Genomic DNA, 12,041 nt, shown 5'->3' on the forward strand with positions numbered 1-12,041 from the left:
GCTCCGAGCGCCCGGCCTTGGACCTCCACCATCCGGAGCTCTCGGCGAGGGTGACGCCCACGGCCGCCGCAGCCTCCGTCTTCGGACCTGCCGACCAAAGGGATCGAGAGGAACGACGATAAGGGGTTTCCGACGGTCCAGGGGTTTGAGCACGGGGCAGGGCCGTCGGGAGTGTTAGGATGGTTCCTTGGCTGGCAAGCCGATCACATCCGCATGACCTTTTGGGTGGCACCTTCGTGCCGCGGATGGAGATCGAGTTGTAGTACCAAGGGAGCGGCTTCCCTTAACTCTCCGACATGGAGGCCAGTTACACACAGCCGCCGATAGAAAAGAAGAAGGACACCAGTGGCTAATAACACCCGTGCCCGCCGTAAGGTTCGCCTGTCGCGTTCCCTCGGCCTCGCCTTGACCCCCAAGGCAGAGAAGTACATGGAGCGTCGTCCCTATGGCCCCGGCCAGCATGGACGCGCCCGCAAGAAGCAGGACTCCGACTACGCCGTGCGTCTGCGTGAAAAGCAGCGCCTACGCGCCCAGTACGGCATCCGCGAATCGCAGATGGCCCGCTACTTCGAGGATGCCAAGCGCTCAGCTGGCGACACCGGCGAAAACCTGGTGGAGTTCCTCGAAATGCGTCTGGACGCCCTGGTTCTGCGTTCGGGCATTGCCCGCACCATCGCCCAGGCCCGCCAGCTCGTCGTTCACCGCCACATCGTGGTTGATGGACAGCGCGTTGACCGTCCGTCGTTCCGCGTAGGCGAAGGCCAGCTGGTCGCCGTCCACGAGCGGTCCGAGACCATGGTCCCGTTCCAGATTGCCGCCGCTGGCGCGCACCGCGACGTCCTGCCGGCCGCACCGGCCTACTTGGACGTCAAGCTGGAAGCACTTCAGGCACGCCTCGTGCGCCGCCCGAAGCGCTCGGAGGTCCCCGTGACCTGCGAAGAGAACCTCGTCGTCGAGTACTACGCACGCTAAGAACCAGCCACCGCTGATTCTCGGCACGTAGTCCGCGTCAAGCAGGGAGTCCATGACCTTCGGGTCGTGGGCTCCCTGCTTTCGTGTGGCCGGTCGGGGGAGTCACCGCGCGGGGCCGACCAATAACTCCCATGGGCTACTTCCCCCGGAAAACACGGTACCGGGTGAGCCGACTGCGTCACCGGTGACGTAAAAAGGTAATGTTGTCCTTTGTTTGTTGATTAGTACCTAGTAAGAGGAGCAGTTCCATATGACCGGGTCCGATATTGCCGGCCTCATCGCCGCAGGGGTCTTTGCCATTCTGGTGGCGCTGCTGGCCGTTCCCGTGATCAAGCTGGGAAGGGTCTTTGATGAACTGCGTCTGGCCGTGCGCGAGCTCTCGGAAGGGACCAGCCCGCTGTTGGAGGAAGTGACCACCACGATCTCCACCACCAACGCCCAACTGCAGAAGGTCGATGGCATCACCAATAATGTCTCCGACGCCTCGGCAAACGTCACGGCACTGTCTTCCTTGGCCGCCACCGTGCTCGGCGCCCCACTGATTAAGATCGCAGCATTCAGCCATGGCGTCCGCAGTGCCATTAATACCCAAACGGGCGGCACCGGCCGCCGCAGCCGCTAGGAGGCCAGCATGATCAAGAAACTCTTTTGGGTGGGGATCGGCGTCGGCGTCGGCGTGCTCGCGGCCCGTAAGGTCGCCAGCGTGAAGCAGGGGTTGGGACGCGAGAACCTGAACCGTTCCGTCGGACGACTGGCCGACGCCATGACCGCGTCCGCCGAGGCTTTCCGCGACGGCATGCACGGTCGCGAAACCGAATTACGCACCGCTCTGGGGCTGGACAACCCACAGGACACCGGAGCTACGCACCGCCGCTAAGGCCCAGCTCACCACACGTCGCAGTACCGTTCCATGAAGGGATCGCCAGCACTTATGAAATCGCAGGAAATCGCCAACCGTTGGGTTGAGTTCTTCGCCGCCAAGGGACACACCCCAGTGCCCAGCGCCTCGCTGATCTCCACGGATCCCTCCTTGCTGTTCACCGTTGCCGGCATGGTTCCCTTCATTCCCTACCTCACTGCCCAAGAGGAAGCCCCCTACCCGCGCGCCGTGAGCATCCAGAAGTGCCTGCGAACCGGAGACATCGAAGAAGTCGGCAAAACGGCCCGCCACGGCACGTTCTTCCAGATGTGCGGGAACTTCTCCTTCGGCGACTACTTCAAAGCAGAAGCCATCGCCTACGCTTGGGAACTGCTGACCGGCTCGGTCGAGGATGGTTGCTTCGGTTTGGATCCCGAACGCCTCTGGGTCACCGTCTATGAGGACGGAGAGGAACGCGACGATGAAGCCCGGGCCATCTGGCGCGACCAGTTGGGCGTTCCCGACGAGCGCATCGTGGGAACCGGCAAGGAAGACAACTACTGGAGCACCGGCCAACCGGGCCCCGGTGGGCCTTGCTCGGAAATTTATTATGACCGGGGTCCCGCCTACGGGCTCGACGGCGGGCCCGCGGTGGACGAAACCCGCTTCGTGGAGATCTGGAACCTGGTCTTCATGCAATACCAGCTCTCGGCAGTGCGCTCCAAGATCGATTTCGACGTCGCCGGGGAGCTACCGCAAAAGAACATTGACACCGGTTTGGGTCTTGAACGTCTGGCCATGATCCTGCAGGGCGTCGAAAACATGTATGAGACCGACCAGGTCCGCCCGGTTCTGGACCGTGCCGCCGAATTGGCGGGGCGCGAATACTCATCCACTGAAGACCCGGAAGATCCGCGGCATACCGATGATGTGCGCCTGCGGGTCGTAGGAGATCACATCCGTTCGTCGCTGATGCTCATCAGCGATGGCGTGAGCCCCTCCAATGAGGGACGCGGGTACGTCCTGCGCCGCCTGATCCGCCGCGCGGTGCGCGCCATGCGCCTGCTCGGAGTCGAAGACCCGGTCCTGCCCGAACTGCTTCCGGTCTCACGCGACGCCATGAAGGGCGTCTACCCGGAGGTCGAAACTGATTTCGCCCGCATCTCACGGATCGCTTACGCCGAAGAGCGGGCCTTCCTCCGCACCATCGCCAGCGGTACGGCACGGCTGGAACAAGCCGTCACTGCGTCGAAGGCCGCCGGCACCTCACTGTCAGGGGAGGAAGCCTTCGCCTTGCACGACACCTACGGTTTCCCCATCGACCTAACCCTCGAGATGGCCTCTGAAGCCGGTTTAGCGGTGGACGAGGGGGCCTTCCGTTCACTGATGACCGAACAGCGCCAGCGGGCCCAGAAGGACGCGAAAGACAAGAAGGCCGGTCACGCGGACCTGACGGTCTTTAGCCGGCTCCACGGCGCCGGGGATACCACCTTCACCGGCTACGACGAGCTGACCACCGGTTCCTCGGTACGCGGGATTGTCCGTGACGGTGAGCTGGTGCGCTATGCCGAACAGGGCCAAGAGATCGAACTGGTCCTGGATGAGACCCCGTTCTATGCAGAAGCCGGTGGCCAGGCCGCCGACGTGGGGCTGATCACCGGAGACGGCTTCGTGGTGGAGGTCCTGGATGTGCAAGCCCCCGTCAAGGGACTTTCGGTGCACCGTGCCATCGTCCGCGAGGGCGAATTGCCTTCCGACGCCCTGGTGACCGCGGAAGTCGACGCGCAGCGCCGACGTTCGGGGGAGCAGGCCCACTCGGCCACCCACCTGGTCCACGCGGCCCTCCACCAGATCCTCGGCCCCGAAGCCTTGCAGTCCGGTTCCTTCAATAAGGCCGGCTATTTGCGCTTCGACTTCAGCTGGACCGAGGCGCTTTCCCAGGCCGCCCGTTCGGAAGTTGAAGAAGTCACGAATCTGGCCATCCGCAACAGCCATGAAGTCCAGACCAACGTGATGGGCCTGGACGAGGCGAAGACCCTGGGGGCCACGAGCCTGTTCGGCGAAAAGTATGGGAACACCGTTCGTGTCGTGGAAATCAATGGAGCCTGGTCCCGCGAACTATGCGGTGGCACCCATGTGGCGAATACCGCCCAGATCGGCAGCCTGACCTTGCTCGGCGAGCAGTCGGTCGGTTCAGGTAACCGACGGGTCGAGGCGCTCGTGGGCATGGAGGCTTTCCGTCACGGTGCTGCCGAACGGGCGCTGGTCAACGAACTGACCGACCTGTTCAGGGTCCCTTCGGTGGAATTGACTGATCGGATTCATGCCACGTTGTCCCGGCTGAAGGCTGCCGAGAAGGAAATCGAGAAATTGCGGGCCGAACAGCGGGCCGCGCAGGCAGGCTCCTTGGTCTCTCAGGCACGCGAGGTATCGGGTGTGAAGGTCTTGGCCCACAACGTCGGAGTTGTCGCCTCCGCTGATGACCTGCGCGCCCTGGCCCTCGACCTGCGCAACCGGCTGGGCTCCGAGCCTTCGGCCGTGGCCTTGACCGGTGTGGCCAATGCGCGACCGTTGGTTCTGGTGGCCACCAATGAGGCCGCACGCGGTCTGGGTGTCAAGGCCGGCGCCCTGGTGCGCACGGCTGCCGGCATCCTCGGTGGCGGTGGCGGCGGAAAAGACGACGTCGCCCAAGGCGGAGGTTCCGACTCCACAAAAACTGATGATGCGCTGGCCGCTGTCCTGCACCAGATCGCGGAGCGACCCTGATCGGCTCGGCCGATCCGCGCCCTCCACGCGGTGTGAAATTCGGCGTCGACGTGGGCATGGCACGCGTCGGGGTGGCTCTTTGCGACCCCGACGGCGTTCTGGCCACACCGCTGAAGACTCTGAAACGAGATCTGAAAAAGCACAGTGACGTGCGCGTTCTACTCAAACTGGTGGCGGAGCACGAGGCAGTACAGGTCTTCGTGGGCTTACCCCGTTCCCTGCGCGGCCATGAAACCGGGTCCACGCAGATGGCACGTGAATATGCGGCCCTCGTGGCCGAGGGACTCCAGGACCCTGCTCCAGGGGTTTCCGTGCGCCTGATCGATGAGCGCCTGACCACGGTTTCCGCCCATCGTGCCCTCCACGAATCCGGGTTGGATGGAAGAAAACACCGTGAAGTGGTGGATCAGGTCGCCGCAGCGGATATTCTGCAACAAGCGCTGGATATGCAAAAATCACTAGGGCGCGATGTGGGGGACCCTGTGGTCCCCGGAGAACGTCCCACCAGCACAGATCTTTAGTGAAGGACATCAGACGATGAACGACCAGCAATCCGAGGGCCCCGGCGCCGAACCCGGGACTCCTCGGGAGCGCGCCCAGGACACCGACGTGCCTGATGCGCCCGCGCCGTTCCGTCGTCTACGTTCGGGCCGCCGCCGTGCGGGCGGCACAGCCCCCTGGGATGCCCCAGCCCAGCAGGGCGACCCCGCCTACTCGGTTCCTGCGCAACATGCCGCCGAACCCGTTGACCCCGTGGAAGCCGTTGACCCCGAGCCGACGGCCGCTCATCCGGCCCCGGCTGAACCCGCCGACGAGGTGGCTTCACCGGAGCTGCCGGTCCGGGATCATCATCAGGCGGAAGTCCTCCAGGCCCACCCTCCCGTAGATACCGAGAACGACGACGCCGCCGGTTCGGCAGCCGCGGACCACTCCACCGAACTGCCGGTCAATGACGCTGGGGCACCAACGGAAGATCCGGTCATGGGCTCGTCCACCGTGCTGGCCGACCCCGAGGAAGTCCCGGAGGAGGAGGAGAGTCCCACGGAATCCCTCCTGAATGGGGGGCATTCCGCTCCCGGAGTGCGTAAGCGTCGCCGGCGTCGCCGAAATGTCATCATGGGCATCGTCTTAGGCATCTTCGCCGTCATCTTGGCGGTCACCGTGCTGCTGCTGCAGAACATCCTGGGCATGTGGAGCGCCGAGGACTACCCGGGTCCCGGGGAAGGCGAAGTGACCTTCACCGTCGAACCCGGTTGGGGCCCCTCGGTCATCGGCGGGCACCTGACCGAGAAGGGCATCGTTTCGGATCGGAAGATCTTCCTCGAGGCCGTCCAGGAAGTGGATGCCGAGAATAAGGAAATCCATCCGGGGGAGTACCACCTCAAATACAAGATGGCCGCCAAGGATGCCGCAACCGTGCTGGTCGGCGAGGCCGCGGAAAAGGTCAGCTATGTGGCGGTGAAACAGAACGTCAGAACCAAGGCGGTCTTCGAAGAGATTTCCAAGGCCACCGAAATTCCGATCGGTGACCTCGAGGAACTCAACGACCAGCCTGAGAAGTTCGGACTCAAGAAACCGGTCAAGAATCTCGAAGGCTATTTGCATCCCGGCGAATACCGTTTCCCGCTCGATGCCAGCGCCCAAGACATCCTGCAGGAAATGGTCGATGCGACCCTGAAGGAACTCACCAGCCAGGACGTCACAGATCCGGCCAAACAATATCGGATCCTCAAGATCGCCAGTATCTTGCAGGCCGAGGCCAGCCCGAAGGACTATAAGATCGTTTCCGGTGCCCTGGATAACCGGCTGAAACCGGATAACAAGGAGACCGACGGACTGCTCCAGGTCGACTCCAGCGTGATCTACGGGTTGAACCGCTATACCTTGCAGCTGAGCAAGGAAGAGAAAGCGGATAAGGGTAATAAGTACAACTCGTACCAACATCGGGGTCTTCCCCCGACTCCCATCGGCTCGCCAGCCGATCAAGCCATCGAAGCTGCCATCCACCCGGATAAGAACGACTACTACTACTGGGTGACCGTGAACACCGAAACCGGTGAGACGAAGTTCGCCAAGACCTATGAGCAGCACAAGGTCTACCAGCAGGAATTTAGGGACTGGTGCGCCGACAACGAGGACACCTGCAAGTGATCGCGCCGGGAAAAGCCGCCGTCTTCGGCCAACCCATCGCGCATTCGAAGTCCCCGGCATTGCACCGGGCCGCCTATACGGCCCTCGATGTCCCGATCGACTACCAATGCCTCGAAGCTGGCGCCGGCCAGGCGCCGGAACTGGCAGAAAGGATGCGCGAGGAAGCGGGCTGGCGGGGCGCCTCGGTGACCATGCCACTGAAAAACGTCATGGTGCCGTTAATGGATAGTGTCTCCGAACGCGTCCAGCGGCTGGGGGTACTGAACACCATCGTGGTCAGTCAGGCTTCGGGTCGGGTCCACCTGCGCGGAGAGAACACCGACGTCGACGGGATCATCCGCGCCCTGGCCGAAGCTGGCGCCCAACACGTGAACACGGTGGCAGTCCTTGGCGCAGGTGGTACCGCTACGGCGGCCACTGCGGCCCTCCAAGCGATGGGTGCAACCACGGTTGACTACGTCGTCCGCGACGCCGGCAGGGCCACCGGAGTCATCGAACTGGCAACGGAGCTGGGGTGCACGGCCACGGCCATCGATGTGGCCGCCGCAGGCCAGGACCTGAACCGCTATGATGCGGTGGTCTCCACCTTGCCCCCACGCGCTGCTGATGCCCTGATCGCGGATCTACAACTCCAGAAACTGCGTCCGGGCACCGCCCTGCTCGATGTCGCCTACGACCCCTGGCCCAGTGCCCTGGCCACAGCCTGGGAAGCCGCCGGTGGGATGGTCATCGGCGGACTGTCCATGCTCTTGCACCAGGCCGTCGAGCAAGTGCAGATGTTCAGCGGGGTCACCGAAGCCGACTGGGGCCAAGTCACAAATGTGATGTGTGACGCAGTAGGGCTGCCTCACCCCCGAACCTGAGCCTTGGGCATGGCAGGATGGAGATCATGTTGCGATGGTTGACGGCGGGCGAATCACACGGACCCGCACTCGTAGGAATATTGGAGGGTCTGCCGGCTGGCGTGCCCCTGACCACATCCGATGTCCAGGACGCCCTGGCCCGTCGCCGGCTCGGTTACGGACGTGGTGCCCGGATGAAATTCGAGAAGGATCAGGTCACTTTCGTCGGCGGCGTCCGCCACGGACTCACCCAGGGCGGTCCGGTGGCGATCGAGGTCGCGAACACCGAATGGCCCAAATGGGAAAAGGTCATGAACGCCGACCCGGTGGACGACGCCGAATTGTCGTCCATGGCACGTAACGCGCCGTTGACCCGGCCCCGACCCGGCCACGCAGACTTCACCGGCATGCAGAAATACGATTTCGACGACGCCCGTCCCGTCCTGGAGCGAGCCAGTGCCCGGGAAACCGCAGCACGGGTCGCCCTGGGCACCGCAGCCTCACGCTTCCTAGCCGGCCTGGGCATCGAACTGATCAGCCACACCGTGGCCGTGGGCAGCGTTTCGGTCCCCGAGAACGCCGCCCTGCCCATCCCGGAGGACGTCGTCGCCCTCGACGCCGACCCGTTGCGCTGTTACGACCGCGATACCTCGGACGCCATGGTCGCCGAAGTCGACGCTGCCCATAAGGACGGCGAAACCCTCGGCGGGATCGTTGAGGTCATTGCCTATAACTTGCCCCCCGGTTTGGGCTCCTACGTCCACTGGGACCGCCGCCTCGACGGGCGTCTAGCCGCAGCCCTGATGGGCATCCAGGCCATTAAGGGGGTCGAGGTAGGAGACGGCTTCCTCACCGCCGCCCGCCGCGGTTCGGCAGCCCATGACGAAATCGTCCGTGGCGAAGACGGGATCATCCAACGCTCCTCCAACCGTGCCGGAGGCATCGAGGGCGGGATGAGTATTGGTGACCCGCTCAGGGTCAGGGCAGCGATGAAACCGATCGCGACCGTGCCACGGGCCCTGCGCACGATTGACACGGCCACCGGCGAAGCGACCACCGCCCACCACCAGCGCTCCGACGTCTGTGCCGTACCGGCCGCCGGGGTCGTGGCGGAAGCCATGGTCGCCCTGGTCCTGGCGCAGTCGGTCGTGGAGAAGTTCGGCGGCGACTCGTTGGGCGAGACCCGCAGAAACCTGGACTCCTACCTGGATTCCATTCCCGAGGCGTTGGGAACGGTCCGCCACTAATGGCGCAGGACATTTTCCTGATCGGCCCCATGGCCAGCGGCAAATCGGTGGTGGGCCGGGCCCTGGCACGCCGGCTGGGGTTCGATTTCATCGACACCGACGAGGAAATCACCGCCGAGCACGGCAGTATCGCCGGGATCTTCGCTGACGGTGGAGAGGCTGAGTTCCGGCAACTCGAAACCGCCGTCTTGTTCCGGACAGCTTCACGGGATCAACCCTCGGTGGTCGCCACCGGTGGAGGAGTGGTCTTGGCCCCGGGGAATCGGGACCTGCTGGCCGGGCATTTCACGGTCTACCTGGACACTGATCTGGAGACGGTTCGTCCCCGGATCGAGGCGGATACGGGCCGTCCCCTGCTGGAAGGTCATCCGGCGCAGCGCTGGACAGATATTCTGGCCGAACGCGAACACTTGTACCGCGCTTGCGCGAGCCTAACCGTCGACGCGCGGACGCAATCCGTCGCGGAGTTGGCGGAAATCATCGAGGGCGCCTACCGGCGTCGTGCATCAACATCTGGAGGCATCACCACATGAGCAGCGCTTCGACCCGCATTAGCGTGACGGGGACGGCCCCTGAAGACAACTACGACGTCGTCGTGGGAGAGCAACTGCTCGGGGAACTACCTGGCCTGCTCGGCGAGCGGGTCCGCAAGGTCCTGATCATTCACCCCCGTGCCCTGCGCACCACCGGGGATACCGTCAAATCCGATCTGGAGGCTGCAGGGCTGACGGCGATGACCGCTGAGATCCCCGACGCCGAAGAGGGCAAGCACATCGAGGTCGCCTCCTTCTGTTGGAAGGTCCTGGGCCAGAACGACTACACCCGTTCGGACGCCATCGTCTCCGTCGGCGGCGGGGCCGTGAGCGATCTTGCGGGGTTCGTCGCGGCCACCTGGCTGCGCGGGCTCAAGGTCATCCACGTTCCCACCTCGCTGCTGGGCATGGTCGACGCGGCAGTGGGCGGCAAGACCGGGATCAACACGGCCGAAGGCAAGAACCTGGTGGGTTCCTTCCACCCGCCGGCAGGGGTCCTGGTTGACCTTGACGCCCTGGCCACCCTGCCGCCCAATGAGCTGGTCACCGGGCTGGCCGAAGCCGTTAAATGCGGTTTCATCGCCGACCCGCGCATCCTGGAGATCATCGAAGCCGACCCGAAGGTGGCCTCCACGGCGGGAACACCAGAACTGCGCGAGATCATCGAGCGGGCCATCGCCGTGAAGGCCAAGATCGTTTCGAGCGACCTGCGCGAAGCAGGCCAGCGAGAGTTCTTGAACTACGGCCACACCCTGGCCCACTCCATCGAATTGGCCGAGCGGTACCAGATGCGCCACGGGGCTGCGGTATCGATCGGTCTGGTCTTCGCCGCCGAACTGGCCCGTTCCATGGGCCGGATCAGCGATGAGCTGGCGGACCGTCACCGGAACATCCTCGAGTCACTGGGGCTGCCGGTGTCCTACCGTCGGGACCGTTGGCAGTCCCTGCTCGATGGGATGCGCCGGGATAAGAAGGCCCGCGGCGACCTGCTGCGTTTCGTGGTCCTGGACGGGCTGGCCAAACCGGGAATGCTCGAAGTCCCCGATACCTCGCTGCTCTTTGCCGCCTACCAGGAAATTGCCGAATGAGTGCCACAGCGAATTGGATCCGCACCGGGATCCCCGGGCTCTCCATCGACCCCGAAACCTTGCTCGCCGAGGTCGTCGACGCGGAGGCCGCCCGGCAGGCCTATTCGACGGCCAACCCGGTCGAGAAGGTCATGATCCTGGTGGCCCGCGGCGATGTGGCCGACGCGGCGGAGCTGGTCACCGAAACCCGGCTCGTGGAACCGCAAAACTTTCCGATGCGCGTCGTGGACGCCGACGTGGTCCGCGCCAACGGTGACCCCCATCGGGCCATCGACCGGCTGCGCAACCTCCTCGAGGAATATAAGGACCTGCCCCATGAGTCGGTATTGCAGCAGCAACTCGGGGTCTTGTATTACACGGTGGGCGATTTCCATGCCGCGGTGACCCGCTTCAAGCGGGCGTTGGACCTGCGCCTGGAGGCGGGAGATGAGCAGTTCAGGATCGAGATCTCCCGCAGGTCCCTTGAGGCCGCGCAGGCCAAGGCCTCGCCTGTACGTTAGAATGGCTATGGTTTTTTGATAAGGCGACCCGAACCGCAGTCCTGCCCCCACCTGAGCGGGCACTGACCGCGGAGCGGGAATCAACAGAGAGAGTATTTGTGGCTACCACTAACGACATCAAGAACGGCACCGTGCTGAAGATCGACGGCCAGCTATGGACGATCACCGAATTCCAGCACGTCAAGCCCGGAAAGGGTGGAGCGTTCGTCCGCACCAAGATGCGCAATGTGCTCTCCGGAAAGACCGTTGACAAGACCTTCAACGCCGGCCTGAAGATCGAAACCGCGAATGTGGATCGCCGCGATTACCAGTACCTGTACCAGGACGGCGCGGATTACGTCTTCATGGACACTTCCGACTACGACCAGCTCACCGTCGAAGGCAAGGTCGTCGGGGACGCCGCGAACTTCATGCTCGAATCCCAGATGGTCACCATCGCCATGCATGAGGGCTCCGTGCTGTACGTGGAACTGCCCCCTTCGGTCACCCTGGAGATCACCTACACCGAGCCGGGCCTGCAGGGCGACCGCTCCTCGGCCGGCAATAAGCCGGCCACGGTGGAAACCGGCTACGAGATCCACGTCCCGCTCTTCCTCGAGCAGGGCACCAAGGTCAAGGTCGACACCCGCACCGGCGAGTACCTGGGACGTGTCAACTAGTGAGTGCCCGCACCAAAGCCCGGCGGAGGGCGCTGGACGTCCTCTTCGAAGCCGAGCAGCGTTCCGTCTCCCCGCTGGAGGCCATGCGTCTGCGTCGGGAGACCACCGACATCACGGTCAACGACTACACGTTGACGCTGATTGAAGGGGTCATGGCCCAGGGGGAGAGGATCGACGAGATCCTGAGCACCTATGCCAAGGGCTGGACACTGGAACGGATGCCGGCGGTGGATCGCACTCTGCTGCGGCTGGGGACCTGGGAGCTGCTCTATAACGACGACGTTCCCGACGCGGTGGCGGTGGCTGAAGCGGTCGCCACGGCGAAGGTCTTCTCCACCGATGACTCCCCGGAATTCATCAACGGCCTGCTCGGACGCATCCAGCAACTCAAGCCAACGCTGCTGGCCTAGCCGGCGCCGGGCTC

13 protein-coding genes are annotated in these 12,041 nt (G+C 63.9%); all 13 read left to right on the forward strand.

Features of this window, described 5'->3' with window-relative positions:
• The first annotated feature begins 345 nt into the window (after positions 1–345).
• The 13 genes from rpsD to nusB all read left to right on the forward strand — a co-directional run bounded on the left by rpsD (position 346) and on the right by nusB (position 12,027).
• Entirely contained in the window at positions 346–972 is a 627-nt protein-coding gene (rpsD, locus tag FM101_RS13820; protein WP_087000669.1) for a 30S ribosomal protein S4, read from the forward strand.
• Positions 973–1,222: 250 nt separating this feature from the next.
• A complete protein-coding gene (locus FM101_RS13825) occupies positions 1,223–1,594 on the forward strand; it encodes a DUF948 domain-containing protein (protein ID WP_087000671.1) in 372 nt (123 codons plus the stop codon).
• Positions 1,595–1,603: 9 nt separating this feature from the next.
• Positions 1,604–1,849, forward strand: coding sequence for a hypothetical protein (locus FM101_RS13830; RefSeq protein ID WP_342744405.1), 246 nt, complete (start codon positions 1,604–1,606; stop codon positions 1,847–1,849).
• Between the two features lie 54 nt (positions 1,850–1,903).
• A complete protein-coding gene (gene alaS / locus FM101_RS13835; protein ID WP_087000673.1) occupies positions 1,904–4,597 on the forward strand; it encodes an alanine--tRNA ligase in 2,694 nt (897 codons plus the stop codon).
• Positions 4,598–4,629: 32 nt separating this feature from the next.
• Complete coding sequence (gene ruvX / locus FM101_RS13840; protein ID WP_281255521.1) at positions 4,630–5,118, forward strand: Holliday junction resolvase RuvX; 489 nt, start codon at positions 4,630–4,632, stop codon at positions 5,116–5,118.
• A gap of 16 nt (positions 5,119–5,134) precedes the next feature.
• Positions 5,135–6,748 carry an endolytic transglycosylase MltG gene (gene mltG, locus FM101_RS13845; protein ID WP_087000678.1) on the forward strand — a complete coding sequence of 538 codons (1,614 nt, stop codon included), beginning with the start codon at positions 5,135–5,137 and terminating at the stop codon, positions 6,746–6,748.
• Positions 6,745–7,611 carry a shikimate dehydrogenase family protein gene (locus tag FM101_RS13850; RefSeq protein WP_245806709.1) on the forward strand — a complete coding sequence of 289 codons (867 nt, stop codon included), beginning with the start codon at positions 6,745–6,747 and terminating at the stop codon, positions 7,609–7,611. The genes mltG and FM101_RS13850 overlap by 4 nt, the downstream gene beginning before the upstream one ends.
• A gap of 26 nt (positions 7,612–7,637) precedes the next feature.
• The gene (gene aroC / locus FM101_RS13855) at positions 7,638–8,837 is read left to right on the forward strand and encodes a chorismate synthase (protein ID WP_087000682.1); all 1,200 of its coding nucleotides are present in this window, start codon (positions 7,638–7,640) and stop codon (positions 8,835–8,837) included.
• On the forward strand, positions 8,837–9,370 hold the full coding sequence (locus tag FM101_RS13860; protein WP_087000684.1) for a shikimate kinase: 534 nt from the start codon (positions 8,837–8,839) through the stop codon (positions 9,368–9,370). Before aroC ends, FM101_RS13860 begins: the two co-directional genes overlap by 1 nt.
• A complete protein-coding gene (gene aroB, locus FM101_RS13865) occupies positions 9,367–10,458 on the forward strand; it encodes a 3-dehydroquinate synthase (protein WP_087000686.1) in 1,092 nt (363 codons plus the stop codon). Before FM101_RS13860 ends, aroB begins: the two co-directional genes overlap by 4 nt.
• Entirely contained in the window at positions 10,455–10,958 is a 504-nt protein-coding gene (locus FM101_RS13870) for a tetratricopeptide repeat protein (protein ID WP_087000688.1), read from the forward strand. Before aroB ends, FM101_RS13870 begins: the two co-directional genes overlap by 4 nt.
• A 98-nt stretch (positions 10,959–11,056) precedes the next feature.
• Positions 11,057–11,617: an elongation factor P gene (gene efp, locus FM101_RS13875; RefSeq protein ID WP_087000690.1), complete on the forward strand. Its 561-nt coding sequence runs from the start codon at positions 11,057–11,059 to the stop codon at positions 11,615–11,617.
• Positions 11,617–12,027: a transcription antitermination factor NusB gene (gene nusB / locus FM101_RS13880; protein ID WP_087000692.1), complete on the forward strand. Its 411-nt coding sequence runs from the start codon at positions 11,617–11,619 to the stop codon at positions 12,025–12,027. Before efp ends, nusB begins: the two co-directional genes overlap by 1 nt.
• The last annotated feature ends 14 nt before the right edge of the window (positions 12,028–12,041 follow it).

The sequence above is a fragment of the Arthrobacter rhombi genome, assembly GCF_900163545.1.
In the GTDB taxonomy this organism is placed as follows: domain Bacteria; phylum Actinomycetota; class Actinomycetes; order Actinomycetales; family Micrococcaceae; genus Arthrobacter_H; species Arthrobacter_H rhombi_A.